Source organism: Bradyrhizobium sp. CCBAU 51753 (genome assembly GCF_015291565.1).
GTDB classification, from domain to species: domain Bacteria; phylum Pseudomonadota; class Alphaproteobacteria; order Rhizobiales; family Xanthobacteraceae; genus Bradyrhizobium; species Bradyrhizobium ivorense.
Genome location: NZ_CP030037.1, coordinates 7,976,416 through 7,994,661 on the forward strand (window position 1 = coordinate 7,976,416; position 18,246 = coordinate 7,994,661).

At 60.8% G+C, this 18,246-nt stretch carries 18 protein-coding genes; 8 read left to right on the forward strand and 10 right to left on the reverse strand.

Features of this window, described 5'->3' with window-relative positions; genetic code table 11:
* Positions 1–29 precede the first annotated feature (29 nt).
* Positions 30–650 (reverse strand): adenylate kinase, encoded by a 621-nt coding sequence (locus tag XH93_RS36515; protein WP_194471191.1) that lies wholly within the window; start codon positions 648–650, stop codon positions 30–32.
* A gap of 59 nt (positions 651–709) precedes the next feature.
* Positions 710–2,689, reverse strand: a complete 1,980-nt coding sequence (gene acs, locus XH93_RS36520; RefSeq protein ID WP_194471192.1) for an acetate--CoA ligase — start codon at positions 2,687–2,689, stop codon at positions 710–712.
* Between the two features lie 417 nt (positions 2,690–3,106).
* On the opposite strand from acs, the gene XH93_RS36525 reads away from it, so the two are divergent.
* From XH93_RS36525 to XH93_RS36540, 4 genes are read left to right on the forward strand one after another with little or no spacing between them, the layout of a single operon-like run.
* Positions 3,107–3,406: a DUF485 domain-containing protein gene (locus tag XH93_RS36525; protein ID WP_194471193.1), complete on the forward strand. Its 300-nt coding sequence runs from the start codon at positions 3,107–3,109 to the stop codon at positions 3,404–3,406.
* Positions 3,406–5,097 (forward strand): cation acetate symporter, encoded by a 1,692-nt coding sequence (locus XH93_RS36530; RefSeq protein WP_194471194.1) that lies wholly within the window; start codon positions 3,406–3,408, stop codon positions 5,095–5,097. Before XH93_RS36525 ends, XH93_RS36530 begins: the two co-directional genes overlap by 1 nt.
* 35 nt (positions 5,098–5,132) lie before the next feature.
* Complete coding sequence (locus XH93_RS36535) at positions 5,133–6,935, forward strand: putative nucleotidyltransferase substrate binding domain-containing protein (RefSeq protein ID WP_246799396.1); 1,803 nt, start codon at positions 5,133–5,135, stop codon at positions 6,933–6,935.
* 1 nt (position 6,936) lies between these two features.
* Positions 6,937–7,608 (forward strand): 3'-5' exonuclease, encoded by a 672-nt coding sequence (locus XH93_RS36540; protein WP_194471195.1) that lies wholly within the window; start codon positions 6,937–6,939, stop codon positions 7,606–7,608.
* Positions 7,609–7,906: 298 nt separating this feature from the next.
* Here the strand turns inward: XH93_RS36540 and XH93_RS36545 are convergent, their stop codons facing one another.
* The 4 genes from XH93_RS36545 to XH93_RS36555 all read right to left on the reverse strand — a co-directional run bounded on the left by XH93_RS36545 (position 7,907) and on the right by XH93_RS36555 (position 9,798).
* Positions 7,907–8,131 carry a hypothetical protein gene (locus tag XH93_RS36545; protein ID WP_194471196.1) on the reverse strand — a complete coding sequence of 75 codons (225 nt, stop codon included), beginning with the start codon at positions 8,129–8,131 and terminating at the stop codon, positions 7,907–7,909.
* Positions 8,132–8,962: 831 nt separating this feature from the next.
* The gene (locus XH93_RS36550) at positions 8,963–9,268 is read right to left on the reverse strand and encodes a hypothetical protein (RefSeq protein ID WP_194475550.1); all 306 of its coding nucleotides are present in this window, start codon (positions 9,266–9,268) and stop codon (positions 8,963–8,965) included.
* A gap of 3 nt (positions 9,269–9,271) precedes the next feature.
* Positions 9,272–9,406: an alpha/beta fold hydrolase gene (locus XH93_RS42830; RefSeq protein WP_256436567.1), complete on the reverse strand. Its 135-nt coding sequence runs from the start codon at positions 9,404–9,406 to the stop codon at positions 9,272–9,274.
* A 41-nt stretch (positions 9,407–9,447) separates the two neighbouring features.
* Positions 9,448–9,798, reverse strand: a complete 351-nt coding sequence (locus XH93_RS36555; protein WP_246799397.1) for a hypothetical protein — start codon at positions 9,796–9,798, stop codon at positions 9,448–9,450.
* A gap of 207 nt (positions 9,799–10,005) precedes the next feature.
* Here XH93_RS36555 and XH93_RS36560 point away from each other — a divergent pair, with 207 nt between their 5' ends.
* The 3 genes from XH93_RS36560 to XH93_RS36570 are packed head-to-tail and all read left to right on the forward strand — an operon-like array spanning position 10,006 to position 11,784.
* Positions 10,006–10,653 (forward strand): CoA transferase subunit A, encoded by a 648-nt coding sequence (locus XH93_RS36560; protein WP_194471197.1) that lies wholly within the window; start codon positions 10,006–10,008, stop codon positions 10,651–10,653.
* 3 nt (positions 10,654–10,656) lie between these two features.
* Positions 10,657–11,307: a 3-oxoacid CoA-transferase subunit B gene (locus tag XH93_RS36565; protein WP_194471198.1), complete on the forward strand. Its 651-nt coding sequence runs from the start codon at positions 10,657–10,659 to the stop codon at positions 11,305–11,307.
* An 18-nt stretch (positions 11,308–11,325) separates the two neighbouring features.
* Complete coding sequence (locus XH93_RS36570) at positions 11,326–11,784, forward strand: MaoC family dehydratase (protein ID WP_194471199.1); 459 nt, start codon at positions 11,326–11,328, stop codon at positions 11,782–11,784.
* Between the two features lie 17 nt (positions 11,785–11,801).
* On the opposite strand, the gene fabI is transcribed toward XH93_RS36570, so the two are convergent.
* The 4 genes from fabI to XH93_RS36590 are packed head-to-tail and all read right to left on the reverse strand — an operon-like array spanning position 11,802 to position 17,009.
* A complete protein-coding gene (fabI, locus tag XH93_RS36575) occupies positions 11,802–12,593 on the reverse strand; it encodes an enoyl-ACP reductase FabI (protein WP_194471200.1) in 792 nt (263 codons plus the stop codon).
* Complete coding sequence (locus XH93_RS36580; protein ID WP_194471201.1) at positions 12,593–13,804, reverse strand: acetate/propionate family kinase; 1,212 nt, start codon at positions 13,802–13,804, stop codon at positions 12,593–12,595. The genes fabI and XH93_RS36580 overlap by 1 nt, the downstream gene beginning before the upstream one ends.
* A 5-nt stretch (positions 13,805–13,809) precedes the next feature.
* A complete protein-coding gene (locus tag XH93_RS36585; protein ID WP_194471202.1) occupies positions 13,810–14,775 on the reverse strand; it encodes a phosphate acetyltransferase in 966 nt (321 codons plus the stop codon).
* A gap of 23 nt (positions 14,776–14,798) precedes the next feature.
* The gene (locus XH93_RS36590; RefSeq protein ID WP_194471203.1) at positions 14,799–17,009 is read right to left on the reverse strand and encodes a DUF3141 domain-containing protein; all 2,211 of its coding nucleotides are present in this window, start codon (positions 17,007–17,009) and stop codon (positions 14,799–14,801) included.
* Positions 17,010–17,124: 115 nt separating this feature from the next.
* On the opposite strand from XH93_RS36590, the gene XH93_RS36595 reads away from it, so the two are divergent.
* Positions 17,125–17,646 (forward strand): GNAT family N-acetyltransferase, encoded by a 522-nt coding sequence (locus XH93_RS36595; protein WP_194471204.1) that lies wholly within the window; start codon positions 17,125–17,127, stop codon positions 17,644–17,646.
* Positions 17,647–18,246: the final 600 nt, after the last annotated feature.

Below are 18,246 nucleotides of genomic sequence, written 5' to 3' on the forward strand. Positions count from 1 at the left end.
CGTCGTTGGGTTTGCTCGAGATACCCACTCTACGGCGAGGACGAGGCTGCAGTACGAGCACACCTTCTTGCTTGCGAAGCGATAGCCTCCAGAAGTGAACTCGCTACCTTGTCTATCGGTTGCAAGCCGTCAACCCTCTTCAAAATGCCTCGCTCGCGGTAGTAATCCGAGAGCGGTTTGGTTTGTCCTCGGTACTCCTCCAAGCGCACTCTCAATGCAGCTTCAGTGTCATCGGCTCTGGCATGGCCGTTCGCCGTCGCTTCCTTGGCTCGGTTAAGGATTCGACCTAGCAGGGCGGCTTCGTCAACGTCCAACTCCAGCACGGAGTCGAGTCGGAGGCCCGCTGCTCGCAAGATATCATCGAGGGCGGCGGCCTGGGCAATAGTGCGGGGAAAGCCATCCAGAATAAACCCATATTTCGCGTCGGCTTCCAAGATGCGCTCGGCCACTATGGCGACGACGAGTTGGTCGGGAACGAGTTCACCGCGCTCCATGATCTCCTTCGCCTTTGCGCCGATCAATGTTCCCGCCGGCACTGCAGCGCGCAGCATATCGCCAGTCGACAACTGAGGAATGCCCAACTGCTTCGCCAGACGGATCGCCTGGGTCCCCTTCCCGGACCCTGGGGGTCCCAACAGAACTATTCTCACCGCATTATCTCCATCGGCCTGTCTGGCGTGTTCCTGTTGCTGCTGCTCGGTTGCGCCTCCTACGCCGGCGCGCCCTTCTTGTTCTGCCGGTTGTGCACGAGGTCGTCGACCACGGCCGGATCGGCCAGTGTCGAGGTGTCGCCGAGGCTGGACGGATCGTCCTCGGCGATCTTGCGCAGGATGCGGCGCATGATCTTGCCGGAGCGGGTCTTTGGCAGGCCGGGCGCGAATTGAATGAGGTCCGGCGAGGCGATCGGGCCGATGTCCTTGCGAACCCAGGCCACCAGCTCCTTGCGCAACGCTTCGGTCGGCTCGGTGCCCTTCATCAAGGTGACATAGGCATAGATGCCCTGGCCCTTGATGTCGTGGGGGTAGCCGACCACCGCAGCCTCGAAGACCGCCTCATGCGCGACCAGCGAGCTCTCGACCTCGGCGGTGCCCATGCGGTGGCCGGAGACATTGATGACGTCGTCGACCCGGCCGGTGATCCAGTAAAAGCCGTCGGCGTCGCGCCGGCAGCCGTCGCCGGTGAAGTACTTGTTCTTGTAGGTCGAGAAGTAGGTCTGCTCGAAGCGGTCGTGGTCGCCATAGACGGTGCGCATCTGGCCTGGCCACGACTTCGTCAGGCAGAGATTGCCCGAGGTCTCGCCGTCCAGCGTCTTGCCGTCGGCGTCGACGATTTCAGGCACCACGCCGAAGAACGGCCGCGTCGCCGATCCCGGCTTCAGTTTGGTCGCGCCGGGCAGCGGCGTGATCAGAATGCCGCCGGTCTCGGTCTGCCACCAGGTGTCGACGATCGGGCAGCGGTCGTCGCCGACCACGCGGTGGTACCACTCCCAGGCTTCCGGATTGATCGGCTCGCCGACCGAGCCGAGCAGCCGCAGCGAGGCGCGCGAGGTCTTCTTCACCGGCTCGTCGCCGCCCTGCATCAGCGCGCGGATCGCGGTCGGCGCGGTGTAGAAGGTGTTGACCTTGTGCTTGTCGATCACCTGCCAGAACCGCGAATTGTCCGGGTAGTTCGGCACGCCCTCGAACATCAGCGTGGTCGCGCCGTTGGCGAGCGGCCCATAGAGAATGTAGCTGTGGCCGGTGACCCAGCCGACGTCGGCGGTGCACCAGTAGATGTCGCCGTCATGATAGTCGAAGACGTATTGATGCGTCATCGACGCGAACACCAGATAGCCGGCCGAGGTGTGCAGCACACCCTTCGGCGTTCCGGTCGACCCCGAGGTATAGAGGATGAACAGCGGATCCTCGGCGTTCATCGGCTCGCACGGGCATTCGGTGGTCACCATCTCGGCGGCGGCGTGATACCAGAGGTCGCGCGTCGGATTCATGTCGACCTTGCCGCCGGTGCGCTTGACCACCACGACCCAGTCGACGCCGCCGGTTTTGGCGATCGCCGCATCGACATTGGCCTTCAGCGGCACCTTCTTGCCGCCGCGCAGGCCCTCGTCGGCGGTGATGATCACCTTGGAGTCGCAGTCCTTGATGCGCTGCGCGAGGCTGTCCGGCGAGAAGCCGCCGAACACCACCGAATGAATTGCGCCGATCCGCGCGCAGGCCAGCATCGCGTAGGCCGCCTCCGGAATCATCGGCAGATAGATCGTGACGCGATCGCCCTTCTTCACGTTCCGGATGCGCAGGATGTTGGCCATCTTGCAGACTTCGTCATGCAGCTGGCGGTAGGTGATGTGCTTGGACTCGGAGGGATCGTCGCCCTCCCAGATGATCGCGGTCTGGTCGCCGCGCTTGTCGAGGTGGCGGTCGATGCAGTTCCAGGCGACGTTCAGCTCGCCGTCCTCGAACCATTTGATCGAGATGTTGCCCGGCGCGAAGGAGACGTTCTCGACCTTGGTGAAGGGCTTGATCCAGTCGACCCGCTTGCCGTGTTCGGCCCAGAAGCCGTTGGGGTCCGTGACCGAGCGCGCATACATCTCGCGATATTTGGCGTCATCGATATAGGCGCGCTTGGCCCAGTCGGCCGACACGTCGTAGATTGCTTTCGGCGAACTGGCATTTACGGACTTCGCATCCATTGGAGTTCCTCCGAGATTGTCTTCTGTGTGACGCCATTACCACTACACTAGGGAAGTCTGTTCTCTCTTCTCGGAGGCCACCTGGCTGCTTTATTCAACTCCCTACTGAAGCGCCATATATGATCATGTATTCGACGCCGGATTGATCTCCATCAAGAAGCTCGTCTGCAGCTTGCATTCTAGTCACCGCGCCAGAGACATCATCGTCCAAGACCGCAGATCGATGCGCACCTGCGACATTTGATCTGCATCAAGAGCCTCTCTTCCCCGATCGTGCATACTTAACGCCGCTTCATTGGCGACTTTGTCGCGAGTTTATCCGCATCACGTTCATCCATACCTGACGTTGAATACGCTGGAAGTGAACGCAGCGCCCTGGCCAGAGGTACTTCCGTTCATCCTGAAGGGATCGAAAAATTGAACAGCTACGAAAAGATTGAGCAAGACCCGGACTATCAAGAACTAGTTCGTCGGCGTTCGTCGCTGGGCTGGACGCTATCGGCGATCATGTTGATCGTATATTTCGGCTTCATCCTGCTCGTCGCCTACGCGCCACACTTCTTGGGCACACCCATAGGAGCAGGCGTCACAACAATTGGCATTCCGATCGGGCTATTAGTCATCGTTTCGGCATTCCTGCTGACAGGCATCTACGTCAGCAAAGCGAATTCCAAATATGACCCTCTGATCCGCAAGATTGTTGGAGCACGCCGCTAATGAAAAAGATGCCCTACCTGTTGGTGACGATTTTCTTTTGCTTTCCTTCGGTTGCACTTGCAGCCGGGACGATCGATGGCGGCACGAAGCAAGCGGTCAATTGGGCCGCCATAGGCATGTTCATGGGGTTCGTGTCCCTGACACTTGCAATTACCTATTGGGCATCGAAACGGACGGTTTCGGCGGCGGATTTCTACTCGGCGGGGGGCGGCATCTCGGCCGGCCAGAACGGGCTTGCGATCGCCGGCGATTACATGTCGGCCGCGTCCTTCCTCGGCATTTCAGGTCTTGTTTACACTTCAGGGTATGATGGCCTGATTTACTCGGTCGGTTGGCTTGTTGGCTGGCCTGTCGTCACATTCCTGATTGCCGAGCAGCTCCGCAACCTGGGCAAGTTTACGTTCGCCGATGTCGCTTCATTCCGGCTCGGCCAGACGCGGATACGCATCCTGGCCGCGTGCGGCTCGCTGGTGACCGTCGCTTTCTACCTGATCGCGCAGATGGTCGGCGCCGGCAAGCTGATCCAGCTGCTCTTCGGCTTGGACTATTGGATGGCCGTCATCCTGGTGGGTGGCCTTATGATGATCTACGTAACTTTTGGCGGCATGAAGGCCACGACGTGGGTGCAGATCATCAAAGCTGTGCTGTTGCTATTCGGCGCGACGTTCATGGCCGGAGCCGTCCTTTACAAGTTCGGATTTAGCCCGGAAGCATTGTTCGCCAAGGCGACCGAGGTACATCCCAAGAAGCTCGCAATCATGGAGCCCGGCAGCCTCATCTCAAATCCGCTGTCGGCCATCTCGCTCGGCTTGGCCCTTATGTTCGGTACCGCCGGACTGCCGCACATCCTCATGCGCTTCTTCACGGTGAAAGACGCACAGGCCGCTCGCAAGTCAGTGTTCTATGCAACCGGCTTCATCGGCTATTTCTACATCTTGACCTTCATCATCGGATTCGGAGCCATTACGCTTGTCTCTACCGATCTGGCGTTCCTCGACGCGGGCATCCTCGAAAAAGCCAAAAGCGGGATCGCAGCCATCAAAGGCGGATCGAACATGGCGGCGATCCATCTGGCCGACGCGGTGGGAGGCAATCTGTTCCTCGGCTTCATTTCGGCCGTCGCTTTCGCCACGATCCTGGCCGTCGTCTCCGGCTTGGCGCTCGCAGGCGCTTCCTCCATCAGCCACGATATCTACGCCATGGTGGTCAAGGGGGGGCATGCCAACGAGCAGGATGAAGTTCGTGTTTCCAAGATAGCGACCCTGTTCTTGGGCGTGCTCGCGATCGTGCTTGGCATCATCTTCGAGAACCAAAACGTCGCCTTCATGGTTGGCCTTGCGTTCGCCATCGCGGCCTCTTGCAACTTCCCTGTGCTGGTGATGTCGATCTTCTGGAAAAACCTAACCACGAGAGGTGCGCTGATTGGAGGCTTGCTCGGCCTGGCAAGTGCCGTGGTCGGCGTCATCCTATCGCCAGCGGTCTGGGAGGTGACCCTCGGTTTCGCGAAGGGATCCGCCCCCATCAAGCTGGACAACCCTGCTTTGTTCTCGATGGCGATTGCATTCGTCTCCATCTGGCTGATCTCCGTCCTGGACCGGAGCGCGCGCGCCGACACCGACCGCGACGGATTCGACGCGCAATTCGTGCGGAGCCAGACCGGCATCGGAGCAGCAAGCGCCACCAGTCATTGAGACCTCCACTCCGTGGAAAATAGGCGCAATGGCGAATGCCCAAGGCTTTCGACGCCGCGAATCCACCGTTTGATCGCCTGACGCCGCACGAAGTGGAGACACTTCGTGCGGCGCTGGACATTGTCTACTTTCGTCCAGATGAACCCGTTATCGATCAAGGCAGCCCTTCTCAGGCGCTCTTTGTAGTCATCAAGGGCACCATAGAGGAGCGTGACGGCGCCGATCTGCTGGCCTTGCTCGGCCCAAAGGACACCTTCGATAGCCGCGCCCTCCTGCACGGCAAGAGCGGACACGCCTTCGTCGCGCGAGATGAAGCGCTGTGCTACTCGGCGGCCAGGCATACAGTGCTCGACCTGATTCAGAGCAATCCAAGGTTTGCCGCGTTCTTCTACGGCGATATCGCACGCAAGCTGGATGAATTCGTCAGGGATCAGGATGAGCAGAGGCATGGATCGGTGATGCGGGCCCGCATTTCCGAGCTTTTCCTGCACCCGGCCGCCTTTGTTGACGCCGACGACACCGTGGAAACGGCAGGCCGCAAGATGCAGGAGATTAACAGCAACGCGTTGTTTGTTCGCGACGGCCATCGGACCGGCATCATCACCGGCATGAACCTGTCGAAGGCCGTCGTATTGAGACGCCAGTCCATTCAGACATCCGTTCGCGATCTCGCGCACTTTGACCTGGTTACACTGCGGCCCGACGATTTCGTCTCCTCAGCGCTCGTCCTTATGACCAAGCTCAACAAGCGTCGCATCGCCATTCGCGACGACGAACGCCTCGTCGGCATCCTGGAGGACATCGATGTACTGGGATTCCTTGCCGGCAGCGCCCAGGTCATTGCCGGACGCATAGAGCGCGCTGCGAGTCAAGACGAGCTGGCGGCGGCCGCCCGCCAGACAGCGAACCAAGTGCGGACTTTGCGGCGCCAGGGGATCGATGTCGAGTTGATTGGCGAGATCGTCTCTGATTTGAATCAGCGTCTGCTTTCCAGATTGTTCGATCTCGTGGCGCCGGCGGACATTCGCACGGGCGGATGCCTGATGGTCATGGGAAGTGAGGGCAGAGGTGAGCAGACTGCCCGCACCGATCAAGACAACGGCCTCATCCTGTCGGGCGCAGTCGAGGAGGTGACGCTTAATGCGTTTCGCGCTGCATTCTCCGGCGCGCTGTCGAACTTCGGCTTTCCGCCCTGCCCCGGACACGTGATGGTGAGCAATCCAGCGTGGTCCAAACCGCTGCCCGATTATATCACCGACATACGCAGTTGGCTAACATTGCCAGACGATACCGCTCACATGAACGTCGCGATCCTTTTCGATGCGCGGTGCGTTGCCGGCAATGCCGCTCTGCTCAGCGAAGCGAAGACCACGCTGATCGAGATGGCGCGCGGGGAACAGGCGTTCCTCGCACATTTCGCGCGGGCCACAGACCTCTTCACGACACCGATTGGCTTGTTCAAGAACTTGATCACATCTGCGGGCAATGGCGACGCGATCGACCTAAAAAAGGGCGGTCTGTTTCCGATTGTGCATGGCGTTCGCAGCCTTGCTCTCGAGCATGGGTTGATGGAAACCGCGACGGATAAGCGCATTAGTCGTCTACGCGATATGGGTGTCTTGCACGCTGAATTCGCCCGCGAGCTTCACCAGGCCTTCAACTTCATCTTGATGCTGCGTCTCGACGGGCAACTGGCTGAGTCTGCCGGCGCCACCGGCACGCTGGTACGACCATCATCATTGTCTAGCATGGAGCGTGACCTCCTGCGTGACGCATTCTATGTCGTCAAGAGGTTCCGCGAGTTCATTCGCCATCACTTCAATCTCGGTGTCTTCTGACGTGATCCCGCGCGCGATCAAACGCCTGTTTCATCAAGCGTCGATCGGCGACCAATCATATCGATTCATGTTCAAGCACGGACCCGCAGATGAAGTTGTCGCCATTGATTGCGAGACCACGGGGCTAAATGTGCGCACGGATGACATCATAAGCATCGGCGCCGTCAAGATCAGAGACAATCGCATTCTGGCCAGCGAGCGCTTCGAGAGGGTGGTACGCCCGGAGACCAGCATGCGGGCAGACGCCATCAAGATTCACCGCCTGCGTCAGGTCGACGTTGAGCATGAAGTCCCGATCCGGAAGTTGCTACCTGATTTCCTGCATTTCGTCGGCGGACGGCCGCTGGTCGGATACTACGTCGATTTCGACATCGCGATGCTGGACAAGCATATCCTTCCATTCCTCGGGATCGAACTGCCAAACCGCCGCATTGAAATCTCCAGCCTCTATTATGAGCGGAAGTACGGTGATGCCCCCCCGAACATCTCCATCGATCTCTCGTTCTCCGCAATTCTCGCGGACCTCGAGATTCCTCCGCTTCCTCAACATGAGGCATTCAACGACGCGCTAATGAGCGCAATGATGTACGTCGTGCTGCGTGACAGGAAGAATAGAGGAATACGAATCCCACGACTGAACAGCCAGGCCGTTTTCGATCCTACCGGCGGTTAGGCCGAAGACGATGGCGCGGCGATCACTGCGCCGGCAGAAGCCGGTGACATAAGCGCGAGGGCGCTGGCATGAGCTAGGAAAACCCCGATCGCCCACTGGACACGGCGCGCGTTTTAGCCTCAATCAATGCCTCCATCTCGCCGTTCGAAGTGAATTCGGACTCCAGCACACTGACCCCAAACCTCAAGCGACCTCTGCGCGATCATCTTCTTGCTTGTCATCATGATCTACTGGGCGAATTTCACTACCCTTGCTCACAATTCCCGCAGCAGCGATACGTGCAGCGGTCCAGGCCGGATCAGAGATTTCTTCGAGAGCTGCGAATGGCATCGTTCACGACCTCGAAGCACTCCTCCCGACGACGCATGGCAAGCAGATAGGAAGTCTCGCCGGCCGGATTGAGCAATCGATCGCGCACACCAAGGAGAGTTTGCTCTAGACTGCGGCAGATAGTGTCAAGCTGCACAAGTTGGCCAGCCTCAACGGCGTCCTGACGCTTCTCGCGGCGACGTTTTGCGGCCACAGGCGCGTGCGCTCCTCGGTCAGCTTGCTACCGGCGGCGCCTCCGCGGCCAGCGGCGACGGAGCACAAATGAGTGAGTACCTCCCGGCGCACTCTCGCGGCCCACGGGGTCACGCACTTCAGGTCGCTTGTGCGTCATCCGCCCGAAAGGCCCTTGGAGATTGTAGTGCTGCGCCCTGACAACTTACAGCTTTGTGCAATTCCTTGTCAGTCGACGACTGACTCCGCTTCGTATGAAAGCTTTATCAGTCCATTCGCTCCTCCGCTCGGCTAATCCCTCGCGCGTTGCGGAGCGCCCTTGCTGATAAATGATTCCGCTCGATCTTTCCGCGAACGCGCTTCCCGATCCCGATCGTGTGGCAATCTGGGTTTATGGTGCGCTCGGAGGGCGTTCGCATTTTGCCGCGATTTCAATGCTTTGCCGGAAGCGGCGACGTCGCAGGGAGCATTTCCGGCGTTTGGGTGCCTTTTAGGCCGAAATCACAGAGCCGGCTGCTGGAGAATACAACCAAAAAGGCCCAATCGCCGAGAGCCCGTAGTTCTACGGGTGGGATGGACGCGGCCTTGAATTAACCAAGGGAAATCTTTCGGGGTGGGTTTTCAAACTGACCCACCACCGCACCCGCCCGCTCAACGCGCCGTAGGCCAAATGGCCGAGTAGCGAATTTCTACTTCGGGTTGCAGGTTCGAAACTTGCCGGATCGCCAGTTCACTCGCCCGAGCGCGCGGGTCTGTCAACCGCGTTGAGCATCGCTGACTTGTTTCCGACCAAAAGCTCCGGAGCCCAGCGACGTCACGGGGGTTCGTTTGGCCACCACAACAACGAGTTCCCTTAGTCGCGTGTGCGTTTGGGCCGATCCAAGCGCAGCCTCTGCGCTCTCATGCGCCTTATTTCTTCGTCGAGCGCACTCATCTTCTCGTCGTAGCGTTCGTTCTTCGACTTTGGCTCATCCCTCTTTTGCAATTTCTTTAGCGCCTTTTCGACCGAGAGTTTTGGAGTGTTAGCCATCGATCCTCCGAAGCGATCTGTTTGAATTTGAGCTACAGTCAGTTGAGGTTCCAAACGAGAAGCCCCTTCTCCTACGCAAAGTCGCTTCCAAGCGGCCGTCGACCGAATCCAAGATTTCTGGATCTTCATGAGTCACCATCGCTGGTCGTTCAGGCCACCAAACCACGCGCCCAAATAGCCGGCATAGAGTGGCGGCATTTCCAAATTCATCAAGTGGCCGACGCCTGGCACGACGACCAGCCGGCAGTTCGGCATCGCCGCCGCCATGGTCCGGAGGTCGGCGGGCGCGATCCAGCCATCGCTTTCCCCTAGACGACGAGATGTGGATGCCGGATTTCGAGCATCCGCCGCTCGCGTGTCAGATTGACGGGCGTGCCGATCCATATTCCCTCGGAGACGCCAAACGTCTGCTCCAGGACGCGCTCGAACAGGGCTGGGATCGCGCCCAACCCTTCGCGGAACACCGGCACCGCATTCGGCGCCATGCTGTCCGGAAGGAACAAGGAAGAAGCCGCCGTCGCCATCATAATGCGCGTCACCTCGCGGCTCGCCATCATCGCGCGGAACAGCCCGATCTGCTCCGCGTTGAACGCGAGCCCGAGTGGCGTCACGGGATCGAGCGCGAATACCCGGCCAAGCCGCTCCGGGGACGATCTCAAGCCCGTCCGCGACGCCGTCAGCGCGGCCGTGAACGATCGCCATCGACAGGTGCGCAAGTTGTGGGCGGAGATGCTAGGCAACATTGGGATTAGCCACCGCGCAGACGACGAATGACGCGGGCCTTGACCCAGATCAAGGTGAGCACCACGCCAAACGACAGTGTTCGCTGAAACTACCTGCCTCGGACCAATCGCCGGAGCCCAATCATGAAGGCCGTGTCTGCCGAAGAAGCTGTTGCGATGATCCCGAACAACGCGCGCATCATGGTTGGCGGCTTCATGGGCGTGGGAACGCCGGAGCGCCTGCTCGACGAACTGGTCCGACAGAGGAAATCGGGCCTGTCGCTCATCAGCAACGATGCGGCTACACCCGGCAAGGGTGTCGGCAAACTGTTCGACGGCGCCCAGGTGTCGAGCATGATCGGCACCCATATCGGGCTGAATCCGAAAGCCCAGCAGCAGATGCTGGGCAAGCAGATCACGGTCGACCTTATTCCGCAGGGCACTTTCGTCGAACGCATTCGCGCCGGCGGCTGCGGTCTTGGCGGTGTCCTGACGCCCACCGGCGTCGGCACGCTTGTCGAGGAAGGCAAGCAGAAGATCGAAGTCGACGGCAAGCCGTTTCTGCTGGAGACCGCGCTGCGCGCCGATTTTGCGCTCGTGCACGCCTTCCTGGCTGACTACGCCGGCAACCTGTCCTATGCCCTCACCGCGCGGAACTTCAACCCAGTCATGGCGATGGCGGCGGACACGGTGATCGTGACCGCCGAGCACATCGTTCCGATCGGTGTGATTGCGCCAGATCACGTGATCACGCCGGGACCACTGGTCGACTATCTCGTTGCGAACGGGTGAGCCATGGATGCACAAACCATCATTGCGCGTCGCGTAGCGAAGGAACTGCGGTCAGGTAACCTCGTCAATCTCGGCATCGGGATTCCGACCTTGGTTGCGAACTACGTTCCTGCAGGGCTCAACGTGTTCTTCCAGTCCGAGAACGGCTTGATCGGCACCGGCCCAATCCCCGAACAGGGTATGGCCCATCCGCTGCTGACCGATGCCGGCGGCAAGCCGATCAGTGCGTTGCCCGGCGCGGCCACCTTCGACAGTGCGATGTCGTTCGGCTTGATCCGTGGCGGCCATGTCGACATCACGGTACTGGGCGGCTTGCAGGTCGACGCCGCCGGCCATCTCGCCAATTGGATGATCCCGGGCACGATGGTGCCGGGCATGGGCGGCGCCATGGACCTCGTCAGCGGCGCCAAGCGCGTCATCGTCGCCATGCAGCATGCGGCAAAAGGAAAGTCGAAGATCGTGGCCAAATGCAACCTGCCGCTGACATCGGCGCGGCCGGTCGACCTTGTCGTGACCGATATGGCGGTCATCGCGTTTCCCGGCGGCAAGGCGACCCTTCTGGAAACCGCGCCGGGCCTGACAGTCGCCGAAGTGCTGGCGGTGACTGAAGCTGAACTCGCGATTCCCGATACCGTCCCCGAAATGACGTTCTGACCAAAGCGAGTCGATGCCATGAGGATTTTCAACGGGTTCAACGAGCTCAAATCAGCGGTCGGCACCGAAGTCGGCATCAGCGAATGGATCGAGATCACCCAGGAACGCATCAACAAATTCGCCGATGCGACCTGCGATGAGCAGTGGATTCACGTCGACCAGGAACGCGCGAAGGCCGAAATGCCCGGAGGCAAGACCATCGCCCACGGCCTCTTGTCGCTGAGCTTGACGCCGATGTTCATCCGCTCGGTGATGGGCCTGAAGGGGTTGAAGAACACGCTCAACTATGGCGCAGACCGGATCCGCTATCTGGCGCCGGTACCCGCCGGATCAAAGTTGCGCGGCCGCGTCGGCATCGCGGAAGCCGAAGACGTGCCGCCGAATGGGCTGAGGGTACACTACCGCGTCGTTATCGAGATGGAGGGCGGCGCCCGCCCTGCCTGCGTCGCGGAGGTCATTGGCCTGCACTACAGCTGAGCCGGATCTCGCGGCGTTCAATCGATGATGTGGTAACCGCCATCGATATAGAGCACGCTGCCTGTGATCAGCTTGGCACCGTCGAGCGCAAGAAATGCCGTGGCCTTGCCGACGTCGTCGATACTAACGAGGCTGCGGGTCGGCGCCTGCGACTGCGCCTTGTCCATCAGTTCGTCGAACTCCGGAATGCCGGATGCTGCGCGCGTGGCAAGTGGTCCTGGCGAGATGGCGTGGACCCGAATGCCTTTCGGCCCGAGCTCGGCCGCGATGTAGCGCACCGCGGCCTCAAGCGCCGCCTTCGCGACGCCCATCACATTGTAGTTCTTCACCACCATCTGGCTGCCATAATAGGTCATAGTGAACATCGTACCGCCGTTCTTCATCAGCGGTTCGGCCAGATGAGCCATGCGCATGAACGACCAGCAGGACACGTCCATGGTCTTCTGGAAGCCGGCGCGATCGACATCGACCACCCGGCCATGCAAGGCGTCCTTCGGTGAGAACGCGATCGAGTGAAGCAGGAAATCGAGCTGCCCCCACTCCTTCCCGATTCGCTCGAACACTTTCTCGGTCTCGCCCTCGACCATCACGTCGAGCGGCATGAAGATCGGCGACTCCAGCGCCTTGGCCAATGGTTCGACGTGCTTTTTGGCCTTCTCGTTCAGGTAGGTGACGGCGAGTTCGGCGCCGAGCGCCCGAAACGCCTTGGCACAGCCCCAGGCGATCGATTGGTCATTGGCTATGCCGACGATCAATCCCTTCTTGCCCTTCAGCGCGACACTGGTCTCAGGATAAACCGGAATGTTCATCATATTCTCTCGCTTTTTGGACTTGGCAATGTCTGGTTCATGAGCAGCGTCAGCGTATGCTGCGCGATCATCAGTTCCTCATCGGTCGGCACGACGTAGACGGGGATCCGACTGTCGGATCGGGAAATCCTGGTCGCGTGTCGCGCGTTCTCGGCCGGGTCAAGCACGATCCCGAGCCATGCCAGCCTTTCGGCGATCCGGGCACGGATCGAAACGGAGTTTTCGCCGATCCCCGCCGTGAAGACGAAGGCGTCGATCCCCTGCAGCGCGGCGGCCAGCATTCCGGCGCTGAGACCGATGCGATAGACGAAATAGTCGATTGCGAATGCGGCGCGCGGGTCGGCGCTGGCCTCCAGCTCGCGCATGTCGTTGCTGACGCCGGAAAGCCCCTTCAAGCCGCAATCGCGGTACAGAAAGTCCTGCACCTGCGATACCGACATTCCGTTAAAAGCGATCAAGTACAGGATGACGCCTGGATCGATCTGGCCCGGCCGCGTTCCCATCGCGAGGCCATCGAGCGCCGTGAATCCCATCGTGCTCTCGACGCTCCGCCCTGCCCGCATCGCACACATCGAGGCGCCGCTGCCGAGATGGGCCACGATCACACGGCCGACCGCGACCTCAGGCGCCACCTGCGGCAGCCGCTTGGCCACATATTCGTAGGACAGACCATGGAAGCCGTAGCGCCTGACGCCTTCGGCGTGCAGCTGGTGCGGAATGGCATAGTGATCCGCCAGCGGGTCATGATCGCGGTGGAACGCCGTATCGAAGCAGGCCACCTGCGGCAGGGCCGGAAAATTGCTCAGCAGGGACTTAATGGGCGCCAGATTGTGCGGCTGGTGCAGCGGCGCCAGCGGCGCGTACCGCTCCAGCCGCGACACGACCACGGGATCGATCAGCACCGGGTGCGCGTAATCCGCGCCGCCGTGAACCACCCGGTGCCCTACGGCGATGGGACGGATGTTGAGTTCATCTTTGAGCCAGGCGCCCGCGACGGACATTGCGGCGGGAATATCGGCAACCGCCTCGATAGGATACGCACGGTCGGCCAGCGGTTCGCCACTGGCGCCGCTGGCACGCAACCGCGGCCGGCTCCCGATACCGTCCATCTGGCCCTTCAATTGCCGCTGCAGCCGACCATCGCCTTCCACCGCGAAAACTTGGAATTTCACGCTTGAGGAGCCGGCATTGACGACGAGGATCGTATCCATGGCGGTCACGCAGCGGCGATGGGAGCACTGCGACGCCGGGCCGCCGCGTAGAGGCAGGCCACTGCAGCGGATGCCATCCGCGACCGCGCCGAATCGGCGCGCGACGTCAGCACGACAGGCACCCGTGCTCCGAGCACGATGCCGGCACCATCCGCCTTGGCGAAATAGGCCAGATTCTTCGCCAGCATGTTGCCGGACTCGAGGTCGGGCACGACCAGGATTTGCGCCCGGCCAGCGACCTCGGACCTGATGCCCTTGATCCGGGCCGCCTCCATGTCGATCGCGTTGTCGAAGGCAAGCGGACCATCGAGCAGCGCGCCGGTGATCTGCTTGCGGTCCGCCATCTTGCAGAGCGCGGCCGCTTCGATCGTCGATGGAATCTTTGACGTCACGGTCTCGACCGCCGACAGGATCGCGACCCGCGGTGTCGTGCCGAAGCCGGCCACATTGTAGAGATCGACGGCGTTCTGGATGATATCGCGCTTGGCATCGAGGTCCGGGAAGATGTTGATGGCGGCATCGGTGACGAACACCGTTTCGGTGTAGGCGGGCACGTCCATCACGAACACGTGGCTGATGCGCCGGTCGGTGCGCAGCCCGCCGACCTTTGCCGTCACGCTGCGCATCAGTTCATCGGTGTGGAGGCTGCCCTTCATCAGGACCTCGCCTCGACCTTCATGAATCAACTCGACGCCTCTGGCCGCGGCAGCAGCCTCGGTTGGCGGCGTATCGACGATCTCATAGCCGGCAATATCAATATCGTGCTTCGCCGCGGTATCCCGGATCCGCGCGGCCGGACCGACCAGAACCGCCTTGATGATGCCGGTCTCGGCAGAGTCGATCGCACCTCGCAGCGAGCTCTCGTCGCAGGGATGCACGACGATCGTGGAGACCGAGGGAACGCCCTTCGCGGCGACGATGAGGCGATCATATTTCGATCCCGGCTGGGCTTCGTTCGGTCCGGCTGCCATCCCCATCGCTCCGCTCTGAATTGTTATGATGCCCGGGCTTTCGGATCGAAAGGGACGGTGTTGTCGTGAGCCTCGAGCCCGAACAGCCCGGCGACCTGCTTCAATCGCCTGGCTACCTCGCCGGATATCTCCGCGCTTGCCGACAGCACGTCCTGAATGGCGGCAAACGCCCTGCGGCGCTCGTCCATATTGTCCGGCAAGAGCTTCGGAATCGCCGCGAGTGCGCCCTCCCGATCAAGCAGCAGCATGAAGAACTGCTCGCGGACCAGCGTCTTGAACTCTGCGAGCGTCACGCGCGCGGCCTCGTCGGCCTGGCGAAGCCGACGCAGCGCCTCGAGACTGCGTTCATCCACCATGCCCCGGGCCGATCCGACGTAAAGCAAGGCTCGGATGCCGGCCTCGCGCACACCGCCGGAGCCGATCCTGGATGTCAGCTCCGCAATCCGGGCTTGCAGGAACTCGCGGTGCTTTGGATCCATGTCGCGGCGTTGGGAGGGTGCCGCCTCCGGATCGACCCCGACTGCGGCTTGCAGCGCCGGCGAGCCATAGATGGCAAGGAACATCGCCTCGCTCAGCGCCTCCTGCGAGTCGCGCCACCGATCGAGCGAACTAACGATCTGCTTCGACACCTGCTCCTGGAACGCCAGGAAGGGATTGTCCTTGGCGACCGGCTTGCGCTCGTCGCGCGCCTTCTCCGCTGCGGTCTCCACCATCTTCATCCATGGATTGCCGCTGCTGAACGCCTCGTATTGCAGGCGAAGCGGATGCCAGTTGCGCATCATCTCCGCCATTTGCGGCGTCACCATCGATTTGACCCAGGGCTGCAGATATTTCTGATAGGCGGCGAGATTTATTTCCGATACGCGCTTGGCAGTCTCGAACCGCCGCTCGTCCTCCGCCGAATTTCCGCCCATCGCACGGATGTCGTCGAGCGTGCGGGCCTCGCAACGCATCACCCACTGCCCGACCGCCAGCTCATCGTTGAGCGTGTCGGATCCCCTCGCCTCGAAGGTCGCCTCGTAAAGGCCGGGTGGCAGGACGTCGATCAAGTCGATGTTGCTTGAGAACTCGGCGTGCTCCTTCTTGGCCACGCCGCCGGACACGAAGATGCCGAGATGGCCGACCGTCTCGTGAACGGTATAGACAATGGTCTGCCCGTGCGCCCTGATCTCATCGACATCAGCATAGAGGTCCAGGATCCAGTGCAGCGCCTGTTGCGGCGGCGTGATGTTGTCGCCTTTCGAGCAGAACACGACGATCGGCGAACGGATGTTGCGCAGATCGACCGCGGTTCCGTCGGACAGCTTGACGCGGCCGGCAGCCAGATTGTTGCCGATGAATAGTTCATCGACGATGAACTGGATCTCCTCGGCATTGAGGTTGACGTGCCCGCCCCACCAGCGCTCAAATTCGAGATAGCGATCGGCCTCGGTGTCGACCTTGGAATAGACGTTGTACTGTTTGGTCCACAGCGTGTTCGACGGATTCTGGTTTTCGAAGTTCTGTACCAGCCAGGCACCGTCGAACTTGCCGGCGCCGAGGTCACTCGAAAGCGCGGTCAGCCAGCTTCCGCCGAGCAGTCCGCCGGAGTAGCGCATCGGATATTTGCCGTGGATGCCGGCCCAATAAGCGAGCGGCGCGCCCGCCACGATCACCGGCCCGAATAGTTCCGGCCGTAACGAGGCGAGGATCATGATCGCCCATCCAGCCTGGCAGTTGCCAATCACGCACGGTTTGCCATCAGCCTCGGGATGCCGCTCGATGACCTTTTCGATGAAGATTGCTTCGGCGTGGGCAATGCGCTCGATGGTCTGACCCGGCATCGGCTCGGGCAGGAAGCCGATGAAATAGCAGGGGTGCCCCGCTTTCATCGCGACGCCAATCTCACTGTCGGCCTTGAAGCCCCCGATCCCCGGTCCATGACCCGCCCGCGGGTCGACGACAACAAATGGTCGGCGCTTGAGGTCGATTTCCACATCCTTGGGCGGGACGATGCGCACCAGCGCGTAGTTGACGGGTTGCTCGAGCGTGCGACCGTCCAGGATGAGTTCGGCTGCATAGCTCAGGACGTGGGGCGCCGTCTGGGCAACGTGCTCACGATACTGGTCGCCGCGCTGGCGGAAAATATCCAGAAGCAGCACGCTGCGCTGCCCGGCATCCACCATATATTCCACGGCCTTGGCGACGACCCCTGACATGAGGCCGCCCGGGAGTTGCGGACTGTCCAGCGACATCGTTTAGGTCCTTCAGCCGACGCACCGATGAAAGCGTCTGGCGCGCCCGGATCGTTGATTTAGGTCAAGCCGCGAGCGCGACCATGCGCCTTTCTGGCGCCGGGAGGACAGGTCGATGCCCGCGCCTGAGAATTATGCAGCGAGCGAACGCCTGCGCGACGGCCGAAGGGTCGAGATCCGCATGTTACAGGCTGACGATCGGGACGATATGTTGGCCGCCATCGGCCGCACGAGCAGCCAATCGCTGCAGCGTCGCTTCTTTGTCCCCAAGCGTAGCTTCTCGGCGAAGGAGGTCGATTTCTTCATGAACATCGATTTCACCAATCACGTCGCTTTGATCGCGCTTGCCGACGAGGACGGACACGAGGTGATTATCGGCGGTGGTCGCTACGTCGTCACGAACCCCGGAACGGCGGAGGTCGCCTTCGTCACCATAGACGACTATCAGGCACAGGGAGTCGGCACCTTGCTGATGCACCACCTTGCGATCCTCGCACGCCAAGCTGGACTCAAGGAGTTCGTTGCCGAGGTCCTCCCGGAGAACACGGCGATGCGAAAGGTTTTTGCCAGGTTCGGCTTTCAGGTCCGCCGTGGAAGCGACCCGCAGGTCATTTGCCTGGCGCTACCGCTGCGATGATCACGAATGCACGAATTTGGCGCTTCCCAGCCAAGCGTCAACGATCGGAAGGCAGCTTCATTGCTCCGGAGGACAATGTCATGGCAAAGTCACACGCTCGAGAACGAGCCGAAAGCGGCTTCCCTAAGCCACATCCAGAAGAAGCGAAGGCGGAAAGCAACGACGTTCCGCCAACCATCGAGCCTTGGGATTGCGCGACCGTCAACATAACTGACTGGCTTCGTGAAAATGGCGTGTGGCAAGTCCATTTAAGGAAGCCACCACGGAACAGTTGTTGACCAGCGCCTTCCAGGGCCCCTCGCTGAGGAAGTCCTCGAAAGGCTCAGGGCTCAGGACAGCGGTTCTGGCAACGTAGCGATCTGTGGATCGGCAGATTTGAGTGCCGATCTACCTGTTCGATTCCGGGACGCATAGGCAAACGTTCGCATCAGCAATGAGATACCGACAATAACAATTGGAGCGATCCCCAAAACTACGATGAGAGTGTCGACGACCCATCCTGCAGTCTCGGAAATTCTTGTTGCGGTGCGACGCCGAGCATTTGCGATGACAGCCCTATAGCTCATGGCTCCCTCGACAGTGCGGCACTTGGATATGTTA

What these genes read in the sequence shown, in the direction of transcription:
- XH93_RS42830 (WP_256436567.1), bottom strand. Translation starts at nt 9,406, where the DNA reads ATGGCGGCGGCGATGCCGAACTGCCGGCTGGTCGTCGTGCCAGGCGTC.
- XH93_RS36535 (WP_246799396.1), top strand. Translation starts at nt 5,133, where the DNA reads ATGCCCAAGGCTTTCGACGCCGCGAATCCACCGTTTGATCGCCTGACG.
- XH93_RS36565 (WP_194471198.1), top strand. Translation starts at nt 10,657, where the DNA reads ATGGATGCACAAACCATCATTGCGCGTCGCGTAGCGAAGGAACTGCGG.
- acs (WP_194471192.1), bottom strand. Translation starts at nt 2,689, where the DNA reads ATGGATGCGAAGTCCGTAAATGCCAGTTCGCCGAAAGCAATCTACGAC.
- XH93_RS36530 (WP_194471194.1), top strand. Translation starts at nt 3,406, where the DNA reads ATGAAAAAGATGCCCTACCTGTTGGTGACGATTTTCTTTTGCTTTCCT.
- XH93_RS36585 (WP_194471202.1), bottom strand. Translation starts at nt 14,775, where the DNA reads ATGGCAGCCGGACCGAACGAAGCCCAGCCGGGATCGAAATATGATCGC.
- XH93_RS36550 (WP_194475550.1), bottom strand. Translation starts at nt 9,268, where the DNA reads ATGAAGATCCAGAAATCTTGGATTCGGTCGACGGCCGCTTGGAAGCGA.
- XH93_RS36595 (WP_194471204.1), top strand. Translation starts at nt 17,125, where the DNA reads ATGCCCGCGCCTGAGAATTATGCAGCGAGCGAACGCCTGCGCGACGGC.
- XH93_RS36560 (WP_194471197.1), top strand. Translation starts at nt 10,006, where the DNA reads ATGAAGGCCGTGTCTGCCGAAGAAGCTGTTGCGATGATCCCGAACAAC.
- XH93_RS36570 (WP_194471199.1), top strand. Translation starts at nt 11,326, where the DNA reads ATGAGGATTTTCAACGGGTTCAACGAGCTCAAATCAGCGGTCGGCACC.
- XH93_RS36590 (WP_194471203.1), bottom strand. Translation starts at nt 17,009, where the DNA reads ATGTCGCTGGACAGTCCGCAACTCCCGGGCGGCCTCATGTCAGGGGTC.
- XH93_RS36580 (WP_194471201.1), bottom strand. Translation starts at nt 13,804, where the DNA reads ATGGATACGATCCTCGTCGTCAATGCCGGCTCCTCAAGCGTGAAATTC.
- fabI (WP_194471200.1), bottom strand. Translation starts at nt 12,593, where the DNA reads ATGAACATTCCGGTTTATCCTGAGACCAGTGTCGCGCTGAAGGGCAAG.